Raw genomic sequence first — 19751 nt, forward strand, 5'->3', positions numbered from 1 at the left:
GCCACGTGATGTGGTGGCGGGCTCGTTGTTTTAGGAGTCTGCGTGAAAAATTATCTTCGTTCGGCGTCAGTCACCATGGTGTTCATGGTGCTGTGCATTGGGGCATGGTTGGTCACGTCCATCCAGGCCAAGACCCTCTCTACGCCTTACTATCGCAGCATGCTGGCCCAAGACTGGACGCTGTGGGGCCCTGAAGTGTCTGAGCACCCCACAACTGTCATTACCGCGGGCTTTATGCACCTCGACGCCGGGCACCTCTTGGTCAACATGGTGATGCTGTTCTTTGTGGGCAGGGAAGTAGAACGCGCCCTGGGCAGCGCGCTGTATGCGGCGGCCTATCTCATCTCCATTGTTGGCTCTTCCGCCGCAGTGCTGTGGATGGACTTCGGCACACCCACGGTGGGCGCCTCCGGTGCCCTCTTTGCGCTCATGGGACTACTCATCGGCGTGTACCGCAGCCGCGGTTTAGACCTGCGCGCGCCCATCGTCTTGGTCGTAGCAAACGTTGTCTACAGCTTTGTGGCGGAGAACGTCTCCGTGTGGGGGCACTTGGGCGGTTTGCTCACAGGACTGCTGTTGGCACCATTCCTCCTTCGCCAACGTGCGTGGCTGCGTTGGCTGGGGATATGGCTTATCGGGGTGATAGCTGCTGTTGCAGCGGCGCTGCGAGCTGGGCTTTGGGGATAACTTGGGCGTGTTATCCACCAAAACCTCTGTGCGAAAGAATTCCACATAAGTTATCCACACTGTGGATAACTACATTTTTGTAATTTACCGAACGTGTGGGCCAAGATAACCGCAGATCAGCAGCGTATTAGGTTGTGTTCGAAGTTTTTGTGCGGGCTGTGGGAAGCGTGAAAACACTTATCCACAGGGTGTGGAGAAAGGCTGTGGAATTCGTTCTCCACAGAGTTATCCCCACCCTGTGGATAACTTTGTACCCAAGGTGTTAACAGTGCTCCGGCTGCGAGGTGGTGTTGGGAACTGCGCCCCCTCGTTAGCTCACCACTCCTGCGCGAAAGGCCCAGATCACGAGCTGTACTCGCGAACTAGCTCCAACTTTGGCCATCGCAGATGACAAATGAGTCTTGACCGTAGAGGGCTCCAAATACAGCTCGCGCCCGATTTCGATGTTGGTCAATCCTTTGCCCAGGGCCCGTACGCAATCGAGTTCGCGCGGCGTGAGTAGGGCTGAATCTACCGTGGCCCGCGCTTTCCGCCGACCAAATTCCGCAATCACCCTTTTAGTAACCGCAGCGTCGACCATGCCTTCACCTGAGGCCGCGTGTTTGACGCCTTGGATGAGGTCGATCATTGGGGAGTCTTTCAGCATGACGCCACAGGCACCGGCTTCGAGGGCACCAAAGACGTATTCGTCTAGGTCAAAGGTGGTGATCACGATGACTGCTGGGGGATTGTCTTGCTTGTTAATCTCCGTGGTTGCATAGATCCCGTCCCCGTCAGGCATGCGGATATCGAGGCACACCACATCAATGTCGCGAGCCTTTGCAGCTGCTATCGCCTCATTCCCGGAAGCTGCCTCAGCCACAACTTTGATCTCACCGGTGGCCTCGAAGATTGCCTTTAATCCCTGTCTGATCAGAGGTTGGTCATCAACTAACAAGACTCGAATCATGGCTTCCTCCAGGTAATGAGCACCAGCCAACCATCTTCGGTAGGTTCATTGAAAGCGGTTGCACCGACAGCTCGGGCGCGCTCTTGGATGCTGATGGTGCCACGGCCCGTGGGGCTATGTGTGAAAGTGCCGCGGGTGATTATCCGCAGTTCATCATCGCTCAGCATGACATCAACAGGCGCGCCTGTTGCATGCTTGCGGGCATTTGTCAGAGCTTCTTGGGTGATTCGATAAGCCGCGATCAACTCGCCCTCCGACAAGTGGGAGGTGTCCGAAAACGTTACTGCCTGCCCTAGAGCGCGAACCTCCGAAATTAGCGCAGACAGATTTGTCGGCTGAGGGATGCGGTGTATTTCGGCATCGGAAACCGAAAGCTTGCTAACGGTCGCGCGGACATCCTGGAGTGCCTTCGTCGTCGACGAGGTCACGTGTTGGAGATGCTCTTTGGCAGCGGTGGGGTTGACATCGATGCATGCCTGTGCGGCTTGAGCTTGGATGGCGATGGCTGAGAGGTGATGGGCGGTGGTGTCGTGAAGCTCCCGCGCAATGCGGGCGCGCTCTTCGATAACGGCGTTTTCCTCAGCGAGTTCTGCTTGGCGGGCGAGGGATGCGGTGAGCTCACGGTTATTGCGGACAGCGAGTCCAATAGCAAAGAACACTATGAGGGGGAGCAGCCAGCCCAAGGCTGTGAGCAGAGTAAAAAGCGGAGGCTCGATTCCTCCCAGCGGTGGCATGGCAATGGCGCGGAGGGTGCCGACAATGAGACCCGAGATAATGAGGGAAATAGAGTCGCGAGTTTTTGACTTCGTGTGCAGCGCTAGCGAAAACGCAGCCACCGAGGCAGCGATACCGTTGTAGCCGAGGCTGTGGTCTGCGGTGACGAGACAGTAGAGGGACCACAGAAGCTCAGTAGCAGAAATCCCGAGTAGAACGCTTAAGGGAAATTTACGGCGCCAAAGCAGGAGGATGCCTTTGGTAATGATGGCAACAAGAATCAGCCAGAACTGCGCTGGAGACAATGCGGTATTGAAGGGGGTTGGTTCCATCGAGCTAGCCACTAGGAACCCAACGAGGTCAAGGGATAGAACGATGACAGCGAGAGCGATGTCTCTGGCTGAAAGGCGATTCATGAAGTCCATGTTAAAGATTTGCCCTGTAAAAGCGGGTGAGCCCAAGTCCCATGCTCACAACCGACCAGCCGGCAAGTACAGCAATACCTACCCATGGATTCATAGTCTGCGTTGCCCCCTGTCCACCAGCAATTGACACAGCAGAAGAAGGAAGCCAACTGTAAAGATACGGTTCCCACCCGGCCATGACGCCGATAGTTCCTAAGATCACTCCTGCCATCAACACTGCGACAATAACGCCGATGGCTGGACCGATCCTCCGTATGGCTAATACGACACCGATGATCGCGAGGGTCAGTAGTAGCACGGCCAAGCTGCCTCGCAGCCACACGACAGCGACATTAGAAGCAGAAGCAACCAGAGAAACATCATTCATCGGAGCCGCAACTAGTGCGATCAGTGAGTTAAGAACGCACGCTGCCACGCATACTAGGAGGACGGTAATAAGTACAGCCGCGATCAAAGAACGCACCCATTTCATACGCGAACCAGCGCCAACCACCTTCCACACCACTGCACCACTGGAAAATGGGTAGCTAGCTGCAGTGATTGTGAGTGCAACAATGGCGATGAGGAAGATTGAAATGCCTGTGGACTGGCCAGAACCTGTGATATCGAGGGCGGCCAATTGGAAACTGGACGTCGTGGGGTCGGAGCCGTCGATAAGCGCCTGTACTTGTTGGCCTGTTGGACTGTCACCGACTTGTGGCGGGTCAATTTTCAAAAGGAACGGAAGTGCCCACTGCAGGACAGCGCTGATGCCCGCCATCATAACTGCGAGTATGGCGACGATCAGCACGTTCGGGAGGTGGCGAAGGGTATAAAACTCGGATTTCATGTCTAGCCTTTCGTAGCGTGGGCGAAGTAGGTGGCTTCAAGGTCAGGGATTTCACTGAGAACGCCTGTGAATGTGGTGTGACCACGAGAAATGATGACTACGTCGTGGGCGATTGCGGCCGCTTCAGCCAGATGATGGGTTGCCATGATAATTGCCTTCCCACGGGAAGCTTCCGCACACAAGACTTCGCCCAGCCAACGAATGCCGTCAGGATCAAGACCAGAGGACGGTTCGTCCAAGATGATGATGTCGGGATCTTGTAACAGAGCTCCCGCTAGCGCTATACGCCGTTTCATGCCTAACGAGTAAGTTTTGAGCTGCCGGTCGCAGCGGTGCGACATATCGACAAGCTCTAAAACCTCTTGCACTCGATACTTATCGACGCCATATAGCCTCGCCATTGCTTGAAGATGCTGACGCCCAGTGAGACTGGTAACGAGGCCGCCATCGTCGAGGAGCAGCCCGATGGTGCCATTGATGTGCTTCGTTCCGGTGGCTTTCACCAAGCCGAGGGCAGCCCGGAGCGTGGTGGATTTGCCGGCGCCGTTTGGACCAAGCAAAGCGATGATCCGTCCGGGCGATGCCGTGAGGTTCGCGCCGTGGACAACCTCATGTCCGGCGAAGGAGACGGTGATGTCTCGAGCAGTGAATACGGTGTTCATACCTCTGACGATATTGATCAGGGGCATGAGAAACATCGCCTAAGCAGGCAATCTTTTGCCTCCTCCATTTGGGGGAGAAGCCCGTTAACCGAGCAGAGTTGAGTCGGGCTTAAGAGCCAGCGCCGCCCAGAATCTTGGCCACCAGGTTCAGGCGCGTGCTGGCGCCGAAGATGGTGATGAGGCGTGAGACATGCTTCTTCACGGCGGACTCGGAATAGTGGGTGGCGGCAGCAATCTCAGAATTGGAGTTGCCGGCGAGGAGGAGTTTGAGGACGGCAATTTCGGCGTCGTGAAGCTCGTGGCTCTCAATAGCGGCGGCGACGGGATCGCGTGGGGTGGCGGGTTCCCCAATGTAGTCCACCAAACGGTGCATGGCGGCGGGTGCTACGACGGTGCCGCCCTCCACGGCGGCGCGGACCGCCTCGATGATGGAGCGTGGGCGCTGGTTCTTCAAGATATAGCCCGCGCCGCCCGCCCGCAGGATCTTCAGCATCGTGTCATCCGAGTCGAAGGCGGTGACGGCCAAGAACGTCGGGGGATTCGGCGCGGAGTTAAGGTGCTTGAGCAGCGTAATGCCGTCCATGTGCGGCATGTGAATATCGGCGAGGACGAGGTCCGGCTTGGCTTCTTCAAGCTGGGCTAAGCAATCGGCGCCGTTGGTTGCCTCACCGACCACCGTGATGTCCTCGGTGGTCTGGAAGTAGACGCGGAGCGTCGAGCGAACGAGCTCATCATCGTCAACGAGGAAAACCCGAATGCTCATGGGAACAGTTTAGCCGCACCACCAGCGCTGGGGGCTGGTGGAGCAACGGAAGTGGTCGGCAAATTCGCGGCCGAAGGACTTGTAGAAGGTGAATCCGGTGGACTCAGTGTTCTCAGTAGCGGTGTCAACGGTGGTTTCAGCAGGAGCCTCAGCAGCGCTGGCGATTGGCGCGGAAAACAGCGCGAGAGCTGCGGCGGCAACGGCGAGGGAAGTACGCATGTCAAACCTTTGGGAATTTAAGAAACGGCGGACTACCGGGAAAGCTTACTATATTTTTCTGAGGCTGGCGGTGGGAAGAGAAAGGCGTGTGACCCAGTGCTCGCCCTCTTTGCCGCTGCCGAAGCTGCCGTGCATTCGGCGAACGCGGCGGGCAATTTCACCCAAGCCCAGATTCGTCGTCATGTATTGGCGTGATTGCTGAGCCGCAATCACGGAAGTGATCACCACGTCGATGGTCTTGGAGGTGCTCGTTGCCTCGATGCTTACACGGGATTCAGGGCGGGCGTACTTGAGGATGTTCACGGCGAGTTCGGAGAACACGAGGGAGAGCTTGTCCGGCAGTGCAAGCTGGCCATTCTTGCCCACTGTTATCTGCGGATCGCACTGAAAACCATGACTGCTCAGGAAGCTGACCATAGTGTCGAGGTCTTCCTCCAAGGACTTGACGCCCTTTGTCACGCTTTCGTTCTTCATCACGCGCAATAGATCGCGCACCTCGCCCATGGCGCGGCGGGCGTCGTCAGCAATTGCCTCCGCGGAGTCGGCCGCTGAGGAATCCGTTTGGGTCAGCGCTAGGGTCTCAGAACGCATAACCACGGAGGTTAAGGTCGCGGCGACCGAATCATGGAGGGCTGTCATAAGCGCCTCGCGCTCCTCAGCGGCGCGTTGCTCAGCGGCAAGACGCTGGTCCCAGGTCCTGCGCAGTACGGCCCCAATGACGATGGCCACCGCATACAGAAGAAGCGGTAGCGAGAGGCTTAGCGGATCGAAATCCGGAAGATAATTGTTCGATGGATCCGTCGTGATCAGGTATGTGTACACCACCGCTGGGGGAACCGCCCACAGCCAGCGCGTGCGAAACGCCACGATGCCCACGATGACGGGGCTCCACGCCAGGATTAGGAATGACCGCCAGTCCGGGCACCACATAGCGAACGCAAAAAGCGCACCATACCCGCAGGCCGCCACGCGTGGGTAGCGGACGGCCAGCGGCGTCAGGGTGACGCCGAGGCCGGCGAGGACGAGTGCGCCGGGGGTGAGGAAGTTTTTATCCACCGTGACGGTGAGCATCACCAAAATGATGCAGCCAACGCCCGCGATGCTATAGAACTTCGAGGAGTTCATCGGCGGCGCTGAAAGCTAACGCCAGCCCATCGTCATTAACAGACCGATGATGGCCAGACCGAAGCCGATGCCGTAATTCCACGGCCCCAGTTCCTGCATGAACGGAATAGACTCGCCCGCTAGGTAGTTCACCACGAGCCAGAGCAGGCCGATGAGCATGAGGCCCAGCATGATGGCGATGTACCACTTCGGGGTGCCCTCAGAGTTGATCTTGACCGGGGTGCGGTTAGTAGCAGAACTGGAGGACTGCGGGAGTGCGGAGCCCTCCGTCGTGATCTTGGACTTTGGCATTATTACACCTTCACGAAGAATAGGGGTGGTTAATCTGTGGGATACCTTAGCAGCTGCGGTACTGAGAGCTACTGCGGCAGCAGTGCTGCCGGGTCAAACTCCCAGAAACGGACTTGGATGGTCTGATCCTTGCGGATGACATCGCCGCGGCTTGCCGACGCCCACCCAATCTTGTTGCTGTCGATCGGGTTCGAGGTCGGAATACGTTCGCCTACCTCGATGGAACCAGACCAGCCCTTGGCGCGCAGCGCGGATTCAGCTTCCTGCTGCGTGGAGTGCACAAGCTCCGGTGCCTGGATGAGCATCGCGTTAGAGACCTCCAGCGTAACAGGGCTGCCCTTCGGAAGCTTTTGGCCCTTCTCGACGACCTTGAGCACCTGGTTTTCCGGCAGCTCAGAATCCACCGAATTCACGGTGACATCAAAGTCCATGGAGGACAGCATCTCAACCGCGCGGTCACGATCCATGCCGCTGACGTCCGGCACGCTGACTTCCTTCTGGCCCTTAGACACCGTGATATGTACCTTCGAGCCCTTGGACAGCTGCGTGCCGCCCGCCGGGTTCTGGGAAATGATCTGGCCGGTGGGGGCTTCGTCATTGACCTGCTCCACGTCGGTATTCAGCTCCAGGCCGGCTTCCTCCAGCGCGGTGGTGGCTTCATCCAGTTTCATGCCGGTGAGATCCGGGACCTCAGTGACTTCCTTGCCGGAAGACACAGTCAACGTGACTGAAGAATTCTTCTGCAGCTCCGAACCTTCTGCCGGGTTGACCCGGATAACCTTGCCACGCGGCACGTCGGGGCTGGGCTCTTCGTTGACGGTCACCAACAAGCCAAGCTTCTCCAGCTCCGCCACCACTTCATTGCGTGGGCGGTTGGCCACCTTCGGGATCGTGACCATGTCAGAGCGCTTGGCCGCCTCGTGCTGCGCCTGTTCGCGCTCGCGGGCCTCCTGGCGGGAGCTATCCCAGAAATCCCAGGCAAAATAGCCAATGATGGCCACGAGGGAGGCGGCGAGCAACGCCGCCAGCCACTTGAGACCGGAGCCAGATTCCTCATCCTCCGACGGGCGGGTGGAGGCCACCGGCGCGCGGTGTTGCGCGGACACGGGTGCCACCATCGTGGTGGGGTGATCCTCGTCGTTGACGTGAGAGCGCGCCGCTTCGGGCAGCTGGCCCTGGGATAAGCGTTCGAGGTCATCGCCCATCTCCCACGCGGACTGGTAGCGGTCCGCTGGGTGCTTGGCCATCGCCGTGAGCACGACGGCATCAACGCCGAGCCGCTGCCGTTCCGTGAGGTCCGCAGTGATGAAATCCGACGGCGGTGTTGGTTCCTCTTGCACGTGCTGATAGGCCACCGCAAACGGTGTCTCACCTTCAAAGGGAGTGCGCCCGGTGACCGTTTCATACATGACGCAGCCCAGGGCGTAGACGTCGGAGCGGGCGTCGGCAGGCTTGCCCCGCGCTTGTTCCGGGGAAAGATATTGCGCGGTGCCGATGACGGCGGAGGTCTGCGTCATCGCGGACGTGGAATCATCCAGCGCGCGGGCGATGCCGAAGTCCATGACCTTCACCTGGCCGGTGTTGGTGAGCATGATGTTGGCCGGCTTGATGTCGCGGTGGATGATGCCTGCCTCGTGGGAAGACTGAAGGGCATCCGCTACCGGCTTCAGCACGCGCGCGGCTTCTTCCACCGGCATGGGGCCATCCTCACGGACAATGTCGCGCAGGGTGCGCCCCTGCACGTATTCCATGACGATGTAGGGCACCATCAGACCGTCGATGTCTTTTTCACCCGTGTCGAAGACAGCGACGATGTTCGGGTGGTTGAGCTTGCCGGAGTTCTGGGCCTCGCGGCGGAAGCGCTCACGGAAATTAACATCGCGCGCCATGTCGGGGCGCAGCATCTTGATGGCAACGGTGCGCCCCAAGACGGTGTCCTCGGCCTCGTAGACCTCGGACATACCGCCGGTGCCGATGGACTGGCGGAGGTGGTACCGATCACTGACCATGGTGGGTTACTGGCCTCCCTGTAGTGCGGATTCTTCGGTGGGGTTGTTCTGTGAGTCTAGTTCGGGCTCGAGCGTTGGGCTGTCATTGACCTGTGGCTGCGTCTCCTCCACGGGGAGGGTGGGCAGTTCCTCATGGGTCGTGTGGTGTGTGGTCATGGAAGGGGAGGGGATGACAGAGTGCGTCGTTGTGACGGTGACTTGAGTAGGTTCCTCTTCCACGGTGGTGATCTCGACGGTCTCGGGGCTTTCCGGTTCCTCTTCCACCGTCGTCTCTGGCTCTACCGTTTCGGTCACGATGACCTCGGTGGGCGGAGGCGGCGGAGTTGGAGAGGTGTTGCCCCACAGCCTATAGGCCATGAAGCCAATAGCCACGAGGGCGGCGATGGCCACGGCGATGAGCAGCCCAGTGCCGAAGCCCCCCTGCTTGGCAGGGCGCTCTTCAGACTGCGGTGTGGAAACGGCCGGACGCACCGTGGTGGGGTGCGCCATGTTGGCCAGCATCTCCGTGGAGGCGGAAGGCGAGGGTTCGGCTGCGATAGGCGCGAGTGCCGCGGACTTCGGCTGCGGCGGGCGCTGGCCTTGGCGCACGGCAGCAATCGCGTTGGTGAACTCGTTGCCGTCGGCGAAGCGGGTGCCCGGGTCCTTGCGCAGGGCCATGCCGATCAGCTCACGGGTGGGCGCGCTAATCGACGTCGACAAGGGCTCCGGCGCCTGACTGATGTGCGCCAGCGCCACCGATACTGAGGAATCGCCGCTGAAGGGGCGCTTACCAGCCAGCATTTCATAGCCCACGACGCCGAGTGAATAGACGTCGGAGGACGGGCCAACCTCATATCCCTGGGCCTGCTCGGGGGAGACGTATTGGGCGGTGCCGACGACCATTCCCGTGCGGGTCAGCGGCACTGCGGCAGCGGCCTTGGCGATACCAAAATCGGTGATCTTGACCTGCCCATTTTGGGTAATCATGAGGTTGCCGGGCTTGATATCGCGGTGCACGAGGCCCATGTGGTGGATCACGGAGAGGCCGTGGGAGGCCTGCTCCATGACGTCGAGGGCCAGCGTTTCCGGCAGTGCACCTTCGCGGGCTAAGAGATCCGCCAGGGATTCTCCGCGAATGTATTCCAAGGCCATGTAGCAGAAGATGCGGCCGTTGTCCTCAAGCTCCCGGTAGTCGTACGTAGCTACGACGTTTTCGGAATCGATGGATTCTGCGGCCTTGGCCTCGTTGCGGAAGCGCGAGAGGAACTCGTTGTTATCGGAGAACTCTGGGCGCAGGACCTTGAGGGCGACCTCGCGGTCATTGCGGACGTCGTCCGCCAGCCACACCGTGGACATGCCACCGTGGCCGACGATCCACTGCAGCTGATAGTCCTCACCGATCAGCGCTTGGAGGTGTTCCTTGTTATCTGCACTACTCACTATTGCTGTCCTCCGTATGCGCGCAGGATGGCGCGGCCGATGGGCGCGGAGACCTGGCCGCCGTAGGCATTCTGGCCAAGGTGCCCGCCGTCCTTGACCACGACGCCCACCGCGATGTCCTTGTCCGGGTCGAAAGCCACGTACCACGCGTGCGGGGCAAGGCCCTCGCCGTGCTCGGCGGTACCGGTCTTCGAGGCAAAACCGTTCCCGTCATAGCCATAGGTGCTGTGCTCGGAGGCAAACATGAGGTCCTTGATGGTGTTGGCCGTCTCTTCACTGACAGCTTCGGCTGCCTGACGTGGTTGAGTCGTGCGAAGCTCATTCATCTGGGCATCGGTGATGCGGTTAATGAGGTAGGGCTCCATGCGCTTGCCCTGGTTAGCGATGGTCCCGGCCATGATGGCCGCCTGCAGGGCGGACATGGTCACGTCGCGCTGGCCGATCGTGGATTGGGCGACTTGGGCGCCGTCGCCAAGATCGCCCAGCGCACCAGCGGAAGTCTCCACACCGAGCGAGTACTTCTCACCCACGCCGAAGCCCTCCGCATATTTACGCAGCTCATCGGCGCCGATGCTCTCCGACATCTGCGCAAAAGCCGTGTTGCAGGACAGCGCGAAGGCCGTATGTAGGGTGACGCTCTCCGCGCCGCCGCAGGCTCGGTTGCCGTCGTTGGTCAGCTCCGTGACCGTATCCGGCAGCGTGATGGACGCCGCGCCGGTCAGCGTAGAGTCCGGGTTAAAGCCGTTGTTGAGGCCAGCGGCCGTGGTGATGATCTTAAAAATGGACCCGGGGGGCAGGGTGTCTTGCGTGGCATGGTTGATGAGCGGATTGCCCTCTTGATTCTGCAGCTGATCCCACGTTTCGGCCGCGTTGTCCCCGACGAGGTCGGAGACGTTGAAGCTGGGCGTGGAGGCCATGGCCAGAATCTTGCCCGTTGAGGGCTGGATGGCTACGGCCGCGCCTTTGTAGCCTGGGCCGGCCAGCTGGTCGTAGGTTGCCTGCTGCAGCGCTGGGTCGATGGTGACCTCCACGTTGGCACCCTTCTGCGGCTTGCCGGAGAGCATATCGAGCCAGTTGTGTGCCAACAGCGAGTCGTCCTTGCCGTTGAGGATGTCATTCTGCGAGGCCTCCAGCTGGGAGGCGCCGAAGCGCTCCGAGAGGTAACCGGTGACATCGGCAAAGGCTGGGGAATCAGTGGGGTAGGAACGCGAGTAATTGCCGTTCTCATCCGCGGTGGACTGCGCCAAGACCGTATCGCCGGCGAAGATCTGGCCGCGCGGGGTAGTGCGCATTTCTAGGTAGCCGCGAACGTTCTTGGGGTTATGGGCGTATTTATCGGTGGAAAACGCCTGCACTACCGTGAGGTTCACGAGGAGTATGGCGGTAAGAATCAGAGAAAAGAGGGCCACGAGGCGGATCGATCGGTTCATCGGCTTGCCTCCTGTACGGCAGGAAACATGGACGTGTCAGTGGGTGCGTTTGAGCTCAGCTCACGCGCCGGGCGGCGGGCCGCGTTCGAGATACGCAGCACAATAGCCAGCAGCATGTAGTTAGCCATGAGAGAGGAACCACCCGCAGACATGAACGGCGTGGTCAAGCCCGTCATGGGCAGCAGCGCGGAGATACCGCCGGTGACGACGAAAACCTGCACAGCCAAGGTGAGCGAGAGGCCTGAGGAAACCAGCTTGCCATAGGTATCACGGCAGGTCAGCGCGGTGCGGAAGCCGCGGGAGACGAGCATGGCAAACAGGACAAGTACCGCAGTAAGGCCAATGAGACCGAACTCTTCACCGATGCTAGCCAGGATGAAGTCCGAGTGCGCCACCGGAACCATGTCCGGATGCCCCTGGCCTAAGCCAGTGCCGGTGATGCCGCCGGAGGACATGCCGAAGAGCGCCTGGGAGAGCTGGTAGCCGGTGGAATCATAATTAGCCAGCGGATCCAGGAAGTTGGAGAAGCGCTGTTGGATCTTCTCCGATACCTGGTAGATGCCGAAGCCACCGACGCCCACGAGGATGACGCCAATGAGCAGCCAGCTCACGCGGTTGGTAGCCATGAAGAGCATGCCGAGCACGGTGCTAAACAGCAGCAGGGCCGGGCCGAAGTCATTGGAAATGCCCATGATGACAATGGCAATACCCCAGATCACCAGGATGGGAGCGAGATCTCGCAGGCGCGGCAACGAAATGCCAAGGAACTTGTAGCCAGCCACCGTAAACAGCGAACGCTTCTGGGTCAGCAGCATGGCGAAGAACAGGATCAACAGGATCTTGGAAAACTCACCCGGCTGGATGGAAAAGGGCCCGAGCCATAGCCAAATGCGGGCGTCCACGCCTGGCGGTTGCGGCCACACGAGGGGTAACGCGAGGAGGATGAGGCCGAGCGCGCCCAAGATATAGGAGTATCGGGTGAGCGAGCGGTGATCACGCAGGAGGACCAGCACCAGCGCGAAGAGGATGAGGCCCACGATGGTCCACATCACCTGCCGCACTGCCAGCCCGCCGCCATTCGCCAGGTCGAGGCGCTGCAATAAGATGAGCCCGGTGCCGTTGAGCACCGCGACGATGGGCAGCATGAGCTGATCCGCATAGGGTGCCAGGAAACAGAGCACCAAGTGAGCGACGGCAAAGACGCCGATGAAGCCACCGATCAGGTAGAGCACATCGAGGGTCAGCACGTTGCCCTGGGAGAGCTCAAGGCTGACCAAGGTGATGGCGAAGACCACGGTAGCCAGCACGAGCAGGCCGAATTCGGTGCCACGGGAGAAGAATTTACTCATCTACTTCACCTCCCGGCAGTTTCCTTTAGACGCGTCTTTATCTTTTCCGTCTTTCGGCGAGGTGGGACAGGGCTTGAGCGCCTTGTCCGAGAGCTGCGAAAGCTGCGTCTGTACCTCGTCATAAGAACCGGAGGGCAGGTTGCCCACGGCGGCACGTTCGGATTCGGGCAAATCCTTCAGCGTGAAGGGCGCGAAATCGCCGTCGCAGGCGCCGTGCCCCAGCTTGAGCGCGTTCTCCTTGCTCAAGCAGGCATTTTGATACGTGTGGTGCAGCGGGCGGCCAAACACTTCATAGTCCGCGCCTTCGTGGATGGTGAGGATACCGTCCTCGTTCGCGGTGACGTAGTAGTTATTGCTCAGGTAATTCTTCATCCAGAGCCCGCCGCTGATGACCAGCACGATGATGATGACCAGGCATGCAATGACCTTCCACCCAATCCGGCTTCGCTGTGGCCGCCGCTGTGGTTCTTCCTGGGGTTTCTCCTCAGCGGCTTGCGCTTTTGGGGGCGAGATAAGCTTCGCGGCGCGGCTCGCGGAAGAATCGGGGTGCGTTGGTTCCGGGACGACGCCTTGGACGGCACCGACGGTGATTGGGGCTACGTCATCGCCCTCACCGTCCACGACCTCCGCCACCACGATGGTGACGTTGTCCGGACCGCCGGAGCGCAGCGCTAGATCCCGCAGGGTGGTGGCGGCCTCTTCGACCGTGCCCTGCTTCAGAGCCTGCTCGATGGTAGAGGCCGTCACCGGATCCGACAGGCCGTCCGAACACAGCAGGAGGCGGTCGCCCGGTTCAGCATCGAGCGTAAAGAGCGTCGGCTCCACGGGCCGGCCGGTATAGGCCTTGAGGATCAGTGACTTCTGCGGGTGGGAGGAGACATCTGCCGGATCGAGCTTGCCCTCATCGACGAGGGACTGCACGTAAGTGTCATCCTTGGTGATTTGGGTCAGCTTGCCCTCGCGCAGCCGGTAGCCGCGGGAATCACCCACGTGGCACACGCCGAATTCGGATCCGTTAAAGAGCAGGGCGGTCAGCGTGGTGCCCATGCCCTCGGTCTCCGGGTGCTCGTCCACGTGCTCGCGGATCGCCGCATTGGCGTCTTCCGCCGCCGCGCCGAGCAGGGCCAACATGTCATTATCGCCTGGATCGCGCTCGAGGGAGGCCATGTGCTCCACCATGGTGGTGGAAGCAACCTCGCCGGCTGCGTGGCCTCCCATGCCGTCGGCCAACATCAGCAGGTGCGGGCCCGCGTGGGCGGAATCCTCGTTATTTTCGCGGACCAGTCCGCGGTCCGTCACTGCAGTAAAAGTCAGGCTTAAAGTCATGCCATCAACCTCACGGTCGTTCGGCCAAGTTTGATATCGGAGCCGACTCCGACTCGTTCTGGCTGGTCAATGCGAACGCCACCAACGAAGGTGCCGTTGCGGGATTCGAGGTCCTCCACGAACCACTCGCTGCCCCGGCGGAACAAACGGGCGTGGTGACCGGAGGAGAAATCGTCACCAGTGACAAAGTCACAGTCCTGTGCGCGGCCCATCGTACAGTCCTCAAGAGTGCCTAGCTCCATGTGGGAACCGCGCAGCGGCCCGTCCACGATGGTGATCTCACGCGGCGCTTCGCGACGCCTCTGGGCCCCCTTCATCGGGGCCGATGCCTGGTAGACGCCGGCGGCCTTATTGGCATCGCGACGCATGGCGTTGAGTGCGACCAAGATGAACAGCCACAATAACACCAGCAGGCCGATGCGCAGCGAGAGCAGCACGATCGAATCCATGGAAAATCCTTACGCTAAAAATCTGTGAACGTTGCCGGGGGTGGCTTAATAGCCTTGGCCCTCGAGGCCGGTGATGCGCACCTCGATGTGGGAGTGGCCGAGGGTGATCACGTCACCGTCGGCAAGCAGCCAGTTCTCAATCGGGGTGTCGTTCACGGTGGTGCCATTCGTGGATTGCAGGTCCACCAGCACGGCGTCTTGGCCGTTCCAGGTGATTTCCGCGTGCTGGCGGGAGACACCGGTATCGGGCAGGCGCAGGTCCGCGTCGTTGCTGCGGCCCAGGATGTTGGAGCCTTCCTGCACGTGGTAGACGCGGGAGGAGCCGTCCTGCAGCATGAGCGTCACCGCAGGGCCCTGCGGTGCAGGCTCGTTCGGGGTGGGGGCCATGAAGGCGGTGGTTGCGGCCTCGTCGGCGTTGTGCGGCTGGGTCATAGAGTCCTCCTGACCATGGTCGTGGTGGAAAATCGCATCGAATCCGGTTTCTTCGGTGGGCTCGTGATCCAAAAAAGAGGACACGCGCAACTGCCCAGTCCGCAGCCCCGATTCCTCCGCGATGCGGACGATGACCGGCCCGGCGAGGGACCAGCCACTGTTACGGATGAAGCGGGTGAGCTGATCAGCTAGATCCTTGGGAACACCCCGGTCCTGGGAGAGGTTCTCGATGTCCTTGGAGGATACGCCGACGGTCATGACGTTGGGGCTATACAGCTTGCCGTCGTCACCGCGGGACAAATTGTCCTGCGCCTCCTGCTTAAGAAGCTCCTCAATCTCAGCGGGGACGACCTTACCGCCGAAGACAAAGGCCATGCCGTTGTCCAGTCCGCGTTGCAGGGAAGAATCCAGCTTGGCGAGCTTATCTAGCAATGCCATAGGAAGAGCCGTCCTCCTTTCGGGATGTTTTCAGGGAGAGATATAGCAGCGATCAGTATAGGGTGCTTTCCTTGACTTAACGTAGACGCGCGCGGCAAAGTTCCCTGGGAAGTTCGGGTTTGCCAGCGGATTTGTAGAATCTGCTGGACTGCGTGCTAAGGTTAGCTAGTCACCAAGACATCAATACCCTGCCCGGGTGGCGGAATTGGCAGACGCGCTGGCTTCAGGTGCCAGTGTCCTTATAGGACGTGCGGGTTCAAGTCCCGCCCCGGGCACGCTGAGCAGTTCAACAAACTGCTACACCGGAGGTCACAAACTCGAAAGGGTTTGTGACCTCCGGTTTCTTTGTTTTTCTGAACTTGAGCGGTCGAGGATTGCAAGTGTGGGGATTTACATCCTAACTCCCGCTCTCGGCTTTCGAACTTTTGTTTTCGATGGTGTCAATAGAGGGTTAAGGGTCAAAAGAGTCTGTCCCTTAACCCTCAACGGAGTATTTTGCTACTTAACTCGGTTCTTTTAACCCTTAACCCAAGAAGCATGTTTGAACATATTGTGTATGTGTCTGTCGACGAAAGCACAGGTGAAGTGGCTATAAATAGAAAAGACGAAGCGTCTGAATTTTCGTATGAAGAATTGGCGCGATGGGCTGAATCAGAAGAGTTCTTTGACGCACTGAAGGCTTCCTCCAAGTCAACGAAATCGAACGAGACTGCGCTGCGCAAAGCACAAGATATACTCCGTAAGCAGCGTGGAGAATTGCGGTGAAAGTCCCTAGGTGCGGTGGTGACCGCCTAGGAACTCTCTTTCTAGTGCAGCAATAGCTCTTGGATTAGTGGTGAGTGTCTGGTGGCTTTAGCTGAGTACCGGAGACTGCTAGCGGCACGCGACTCATTTTCTTTGTGTTGAGAAGGGGGTGGCTTCCTTGCCCTGTGGCTTTCATCATATTGGCTTAAACTCTGCCAGCGTGTTCTAACAGGTAGATAGCATCTCGTGTTGTGAGTCCCCTTCTCTAAGGAAGTCATAGAAAATGAAGTTTACTTTTGAGGTCCCTGAACCGTTGCAGCGGTCTGTACCTGTTTCATATTACGAAAATATTCTGTCTGAATACCGATACCGAGACATCTCATTTCTCAAAATGGACACTACGGGTCAGGTTCTTGGCAAATGTGAGATCGGGGGAATCAACTACGCCATTAAAAGCTACGAGACTGCCGGATTGATTACCTCAATAGAAATTTTGGACGCGCGTGAGACAGATAGCTTCAATGTTACGGCTAAGACGCAGGCGCAACCCTGTGTAACTATAGGGTGTACCCCATTGGGGCGCTTGCGGTTTTTGTCTCGCGGGTAGCATTGGAGGGGAAGTATTAATTTAGCGTGATTGTGAGGGGCACTAATGAAGGAAGTTGTTTTTGACGATCGCCAGGAGCATTCGGGCGATTTTTTGGCAAGCTTGGGGATTGGTCGTAGTGATTTGACTGATCAGGAGCGAGAGCGTGCGTTGGCGGAGATTGAAGCGGGCTTAGTGGCATTGAAACGCCCTTTCCATGTGGAGATTCGTGATGTCGCGTTAGTTGTGCGTAATGTGCCGGATGAGCTCGGCCATTTGCATAGTGCTTTGAAGTAAAGCGTTCTTGTGTGGCAATGCGACAACACCCACCCTTCGGGGTGGGTGTTCGTTCTCTTAGTGAAGTGCTGGCCATTCTCGGAGGTTCAACCGGTCGCACAATCACGTTCATGATCGTCGTCTCTGAGAGTTAATCTGCGACGCTGCAGGGGATGATAGGTTATGGGCTTTAAGTTAAGTTGTATTTTTTTTGAAAAGGTGTAACCTGGTGAACATCAAGCCGCAAGGCAAATAAGCTCTGGCCCTCAGTTGAACTGGGGGCCATCTTTTTTATAACAATGGGGATTGTTTAAGCGCCTGGGGGATCCATTTTTCGTTTCGGAGCCAGATCCCTAGGTCTTCGTTTATAGCTTTGGCAATTGTCACGCAGTCTTGGTGCGTTCTGCTGACAGCGTCAGTGTCTTTGATAAGTGGACGTCTGTGGGTGGCGCGGTTGCGGATATCCTTCACCGCCATTACGCGTTGTTGAAAATCTACTCTATCTGGGGAATTTAGATGGGGAGCGAACGCTTCATTCCAGAGAATCACGCGTGCATTATTTTCGCGAGCGTGTTTCTTTGGCAATAGGTGGACCCAGTTTCCAAAGGTTAGTCCTGCCACATAATCGTCATGTGTTGGAATTCCTCCGACTGTTTGCGTGTGGGCGTATTCTTTCAGTGCCGTACCTTCGGAAGGGATAACTAACTCTTTCAGCTTTCCTTCGGGGTTGGTTAGCCATTCGGGGGAGCCATTTTGTGGTGATTTACTGTTCCATTGAGCTAAAGCCCGATCTATAAAATTTCGGAGCAAAACTTCAACTTCGCCTGTCGTTCTATCTACAACTGATGCGAGATATCCGTTCCATAGGTACAACTCAGCCGCCAAAATAATAATTCGTTGTTCAGTCTCGGCATGTTTTTTGGCGATGTCTAAGTAGGTCTGTCTTCTTGGGCGGGGAAGTGCGTCGACGATTCTGCGCGCATCAGTGTACGTAAGAGGGTTGGTATAGAGATTCATGACATAACCTTTCGTAGAAATACTTTCCAATCTTACGGCAAGGTTATGGGGGTGATAGCACCCATTCTGCTCAATAGCAAGTTGAAACAGCTAAATGTGACTAGAAACACATTTGTGGCGATTCTCGTCACACCCGCATGCGAACGTACTAGAACACCTTTCCATGCTTCACTCCAAGTTCAGTGCTAAAATCGCCCAGTTTCAACCCTATTCCTTACGTGTAGTGTAAAGTTATGCACTCAAGTGAGCCTTCCATAGGTAAATATCATTACCCTGAATACTCAGAGTTTGATCAACGTCGAATTGAAGCCAATAACGCGATAGTCGGACTTCTGGCAGGATCACGGCTCGCAACAAATGCCCTCCAGCTTTCCCAAGGGTCACAGGTTCCCTTATCTGAAATGTTTCCAGCAGTAACGCATGTCGAGCGGTTCAATCTTGTCGTAGAGGATGCACGAAACATCCTTTTAGATGCAGAAAGGCATCTAGCTAATCTAGCGATTCCTTATGCACAATCTCTACAAGAAGATCATCTCCAAAGAACCATTACGGTTCTACAGGATCACGGACTGGACCTTTCTCATCCTGAAGGCGCGCCAACTAACAGGCTCAACGCTTCCAACCTCCATGAGATTTTTTTCCACACCTGTGATGAGTACGTAGGGAGAGCTACCAGCGATGTAGACTCACGATCTTCAATGCTAGAAATTTTCCATCTTCTCAGGAAAATAAGAAACGCAAACACCCACAGTGGCGGACGAGTCAGCCCATCAATCCAAAATGATATGAATTCACTCAGTGAGGACGCCCTTTCTCATTGGAAAAAAATAAACCAAGGGAAAACCCCTCAGGATATCCAGGGGAATGACGGAAAAATCTCCCTCACTGCGGAACATATTTTCACTGAATTCAGCGTCATTAAACAGTTAGGAAGATTAGCTCAAAGATCCTTTATTGAAGTCATGCCCGCAGAGTACTTCGCAAAAGTATCTATAGAACACTTTGTTCGCTCCACAAGCAAACAAAAGAACAGCGACGGATGGAAGAGAAGCCTCGAGCGGCTAACGAAAAGACTTTTCCCCAAAGGATTAAAACAACTGGAAACAGTTGCTCGCGAAGAAGGCCACTGGACTAGAGCCCAGTGGTAGATATGAAAAAGGGCGCTTTACCGTTAAGCTACACCCCGTAAGGGGGCTGGGAATCGAACCCAGATCTCCTTTTTCCGTGAAAGCTCCCGGACATGAACCGGCTGGAGTCTCTATCTCTAGCTTCCTTTGATCTCCACAATACCTTAAACAAGCGAACAGTTCAATTCACGCCACAGACAGCAACATTTGCAACCAGTGGATTCAAAGGAAGGAGTACTCCTAGAACACCTTACTGCCAAAACAAGCAAGAGAGCTGTGTATTGCTTACGGCCTTGACCGCACTGCCCTAGTCACCATCTCCTCCAACGCTTCCGGTGACACCGGGCATAGACTCGTCGCCTCCAAACTCACATTCACATTCTTGCGCCGAATCGCCACATCCGAATGCGTAAGCCCATGCATCGTGCACTCAAACCCCTCACGGACGGCCCACCGAGCCAGCTTGTCCGTCTGATGCGGATCAA

20 protein-coding genes and 1 tRNA gene are annotated in these 19751 nt (G+C 57.6%); 5 read left to right on the forward strand and 16 right to left on the reverse strand.

The genetic code is table 11. From position 1 onward, the window contains the following. Positions 1 to 42: 42 nt before the first annotated feature. The gene (locus HMPREF2996_RS11565; RefSeq protein ID WP_070731432.1) at positions 43 to 687 is read left to right on the forward strand and encodes a rhomboid family intramembrane serine protease; all 645 of its coding nucleotides are present in this window, start codon (positions 43 to 45) and stop codon (positions 685 to 687) included. Positions 688 to 997: 310 nt separating this feature from the next. Here HMPREF2996_RS11565 and HMPREF2996_RS11570 read toward each other — a convergent pair whose 3' ends face one another. The 15 genes from HMPREF2996_RS11570 to HMPREF2996_RS11640 form a co-directional block, all read right to left on the reverse strand. Next, complete coding sequence (locus HMPREF2996_RS11570; RefSeq protein WP_070562142.1) at positions 998 to 1636, reverse strand: response regulator; 639 nt, start codon at positions 1634 to 1636, stop codon at positions 998 to 1000. After that, complete coding sequence (locus tag HMPREF2996_RS11575; RefSeq protein WP_168166687.1) at positions 1633 to 2766, reverse strand: histidine kinase; 1134 nt, start codon at positions 2764 to 2766, stop codon at positions 1633 to 1635. Before HMPREF2996_RS11575 ends, HMPREF2996_RS11570 begins: the two co-directional genes overlap by 4 nt. A gap of 10 nt (positions 2767 to 2776) precedes the next feature. After that, positions 2777 to 3604, reverse strand: a complete 828-nt coding sequence (locus HMPREF2996_RS11580) for a hypothetical protein (protein WP_070533553.1) — start codon at positions 3602 to 3604, stop codon at positions 2777 to 2779. 2 nt (positions 3605 to 3606) lie between these two features. Beyond that, positions 3607 to 4266 (reverse strand): ABC transporter ATP-binding protein, encoded by a 660-nt coding sequence (locus HMPREF2996_RS11585; protein ID WP_070533753.1) that lies wholly within the window; start codon positions 4264 to 4266, stop codon positions 3607 to 3609. A gap of 109 nt (positions 4267 to 4375) precedes the next feature. Continuing rightward, positions 4376 to 5029, reverse strand: coding sequence for a response regulator transcription factor (locus tag HMPREF2996_RS11590; protein WP_070523264.1), 654 nt, complete (start codon positions 5027 to 5029; stop codon positions 4376 to 4378). Between the two features lie 9 nt (positions 5030 to 5038). Continuing rightward, complete coding sequence (locus HMPREF2996_RS11595; RefSeq protein WP_070523259.1) at positions 5039 to 5248, reverse strand: hypothetical protein; 210 nt, start codon at positions 5246 to 5248, stop codon at positions 5039 to 5041. Positions 5249 to 5296: 48 nt separating this feature from the next. After that, a complete protein-coding gene (locus tag HMPREF2996_RS11600) occupies positions 5297 to 6373 on the reverse strand; it encodes a sensor histidine kinase (RefSeq protein WP_070523255.1) in 1077 nt (358 codons plus the stop codon). Positions 6374 to 6388: 15 nt separating this feature from the next. Continuing rightward, positions 6389 to 6664, reverse strand: coding sequence for a cell division protein CrgA (gene crgA / locus HMPREF2996_RS11605; protein WP_070523252.1), 276 nt, complete (start codon positions 6662 to 6664; stop codon positions 6389 to 6391). A 68-nt stretch (positions 6665 to 6732) separates the two neighbouring features. Next, positions 6733 to 8673 (reverse strand): Stk1 family PASTA domain-containing Ser/Thr kinase, encoded by a 1941-nt coding sequence (gene pknB / locus HMPREF2996_RS11610; RefSeq protein ID WP_070523248.1) that lies wholly within the window; start codon positions 8671 to 8673, stop codon positions 6733 to 6735. A gap of 6 nt (positions 8674 to 8679) precedes the next feature. Then, a complete protein-coding gene (locus tag HMPREF2996_RS11615) occupies positions 8680 to 10092 on the reverse strand; it encodes a serine/threonine-protein kinase (RefSeq protein ID WP_070523245.1) in 1413 nt (470 codons plus the stop codon). After that, positions 10092 to 11522, reverse strand: a complete 1431-nt coding sequence (locus HMPREF2996_RS11620) for a penicillin-binding transpeptidase domain-containing protein (protein ID WP_070731434.1) — start codon at positions 11520 to 11522, stop codon at positions 10092 to 10094. Before HMPREF2996_RS11620 ends, HMPREF2996_RS11615 begins: the two co-directional genes overlap by 1 nt. Continuing rightward, complete coding sequence (locus HMPREF2996_RS11625) at positions 11519 to 12871, reverse strand: FtsW/RodA/SpoVE family cell cycle protein (RefSeq protein WP_070731435.1); 1353 nt, start codon at positions 12869 to 12871, stop codon at positions 11519 to 11521. The genes HMPREF2996_RS11620 and HMPREF2996_RS11625 overlap by 4 nt, the downstream gene beginning before the upstream one ends. Next, complete coding sequence (locus HMPREF2996_RS11630) at positions 12872 to 14197, reverse strand: PP2C family protein-serine/threonine phosphatase (RefSeq protein WP_070731436.1); 1326 nt, start codon at positions 14195 to 14197, stop codon at positions 12872 to 12874. Then, the gene (locus tag HMPREF2996_RS11635) at positions 14194 to 14646 is read right to left on the reverse strand and encodes an FHA domain-containing protein FhaB/FipA (RefSeq protein ID WP_070731437.1); all 453 of its coding nucleotides are present in this window, start codon (positions 14644 to 14646) and stop codon (positions 14194 to 14196) included. Before HMPREF2996_RS11635 ends, HMPREF2996_RS11630 begins: the two co-directional genes overlap by 4 nt. A 45-nt stretch (positions 14647 to 14691) precedes the next feature. Next, positions 14692 to 15516 (reverse strand): DUF3662 and FHA domain-containing protein, encoded by an 825-nt coding sequence (locus HMPREF2996_RS11640; RefSeq protein WP_010188192.1) that lies wholly within the window; start codon positions 15514 to 15516, stop codon positions 14692 to 14694. Between the two features lie 190 nt (positions 15517 to 15706). On the opposite strand from HMPREF2996_RS11640, the gene HMPREF2996_RS11645 reads away from it, so the two are divergent. The 3 genes from HMPREF2996_RS11645 (at position 15707) to HMPREF2996_RS11655 (ending at position 17143) form a co-directional block, all read left to right on the forward strand. Beyond that, positions 15707 to 15791, forward strand: a tRNA-Leu gene (locus HMPREF2996_RS11645). 262 nt (positions 15792 to 16053) lie between these two features. Further along, entirely contained in the window at positions 16054 to 16281 is a 228-nt protein-coding gene (locus tag HMPREF2996_RS12690; RefSeq protein ID WP_141757487.1) for a hypothetical protein, read from the forward strand. Positions 16282 to 16912: 631 nt separating this feature from the next. Further along, complete coding sequence (locus HMPREF2996_RS11655; RefSeq protein ID WP_070731439.1) at positions 16913 to 17143, forward strand: hypothetical protein; 231 nt, start codon at positions 16913 to 16915, stop codon at positions 17141 to 17143. A 270-nt stretch (positions 17144 to 17413) separates the two neighbouring features. Here HMPREF2996_RS11655 and HMPREF2996_RS12565 read toward each other — a convergent pair whose 3' ends face one another. Further along, a complete protein-coding gene (locus tag HMPREF2996_RS12565) occupies positions 17414 to 18139 on the reverse strand; it encodes a hypothetical protein (protein ID WP_246823038.1) in 726 nt (241 codons plus the stop codon). A gap of 233 nt (positions 18140 to 18372) precedes the next feature. Here HMPREF2996_RS12565 and HMPREF2996_RS12695 point away from each other — a divergent pair, with 233 nt between their 5' ends. Continuing rightward, positions 18373 to 19287 carry a hypothetical protein gene (locus HMPREF2996_RS12695; protein ID WP_141757488.1) on the forward strand — a complete coding sequence of 305 codons (915 nt, stop codon included), beginning with the start codon at positions 18373 to 18375 and terminating at the stop codon, positions 19285 to 19287. Positions 19288 to 19751 lie beyond the last annotated feature (464 nt).

The organism is Corynebacterium sp. HMSC066C02, from assembly GCF_001814945.1.
Classification (GTDB): domain Bacteria; phylum Actinomycetota; class Actinomycetes; order Mycobacteriales; family Mycobacteriaceae; genus Corynebacterium; species Corynebacterium aurimucosum.

Excerpts from the sequence above, each read along its gene's own strand:
- HMPREF2996_RS11570 (WP_070562142.1), bottom strand. The coding sequence starts at position 1,636 with ATGATTCGAGTCTTGTTAGTTGATGACCAACCTCTGATCAGACAGGGA.
- HMPREF2996_RS11575 (WP_168166687.1), bottom strand. The coding sequence starts at position 2,766 with ATGAATCGCCTTTCAGCCAGAGACATCGCTCTCGCTGTCATCGTTCTA.
- HMPREF2996_RS11580 (WP_070533553.1), bottom strand. The coding sequence starts at position 3,604 with ATGAAATCCGAGTTTTATACCCTTCGCCACCTCCCGAACGTGCTGATC.
- HMPREF2996_RS11585 (WP_070533753.1), bottom strand. The coding sequence starts at position 4,266 with ATGAACACCGTATTCACTGCTCGAGACATCACCGTCTCCTTCGCCGGA.
- HMPREF2996_RS11590 (WP_070523264.1), bottom strand. The coding sequence starts at position 5,029 with ATGAGCATTCGGGTTTTCCTCGTTGACGATGATGAGCTCGTTCGCTCG.
- HMPREF2996_RS11595 (WP_070523259.1), bottom strand. The coding sequence starts at position 5,248 with ATGCGTACTTCCCTCGCCGTTGCCGCCGCAGCTCTCGCGCTGTTTTCC.
- HMPREF2996_RS11600 (WP_070523255.1), bottom strand. The coding sequence starts at position 6,373 with ATGAACTCCTCGAAGTTCTATAGCATCGCGGGCGTTGGCTGCATCATT.
- crgA (WP_070523252.1), bottom strand. The coding sequence starts at position 6,664 with ATGCCAAAGTCCAAGATCACGACGGAGGGCTCCGCACTCCCGCAGTCC.
- pknB (WP_070523248.1), bottom strand. The coding sequence starts at position 8,673 with ATGGTCAGTGATCGGTACCACCTCCGCCAGTCCATCGGCACCGGCGGT.
- HMPREF2996_RS11620 (WP_070731434.1), bottom strand. The coding sequence starts at position 11,522 with ATGAACCGATCGATCCGCCTCGTGGCCCTCTTTTCTCTGATTCTTACC.
- HMPREF2996_RS11625 (WP_070731435.1), bottom strand. The coding sequence starts at position 12,871 with ATGAGTAAATTCTTCTCCCGTGGCACCGAATTCGGCCTGCTCGTGCTG.
- HMPREF2996_RS11630 (WP_070731436.1), bottom strand. The coding sequence starts at position 14,197 with ATGACTTTAAGCCTGACTTTTACTGCAGTGACGGACCGCGGACTGGTC.
- HMPREF2996_RS11635 (WP_070731437.1), bottom strand. The coding sequence starts at position 14,646 with ATGGATTCGATCGTGCTGCTCTCGCTGCGCATCGGCCTGCTGGTGTTA.
- HMPREF2996_RS11640 (WP_010188192.1), bottom strand. The coding sequence starts at position 15,516 with ATGGCATTGCTAGATAAGCTCGCCAAGCTGGATTCTTCCCTGCAACGC.
- HMPREF2996_RS12690 (WP_141757487.1), top strand. The coding sequence starts at position 16,054 with ATGTTTGAACATATTGTGTATGTGTCTGTCGACGAAAGCACAGGTGAA.
- HMPREF2996_RS11655 (WP_070731439.1), top strand. The coding sequence starts at position 16,913 with ATGAAGGAAGTTGTTTTTGACGATCGCCAGGAGCATTCGGGCGATTTT.
- HMPREF2996_RS12565 (WP_246823038.1), bottom strand. The coding sequence starts at position 18,139 with ATGAATCTCTATACCAACCCTCTTACGTACACTGATGCGCGCAGAATC.
- HMPREF2996_RS12695 (WP_141757488.1), top strand. The coding sequence starts at position 18,373 with ATGCACTCAAGTGAGCCTTCCATAGGTAAATATCATTACCCTGAATAC.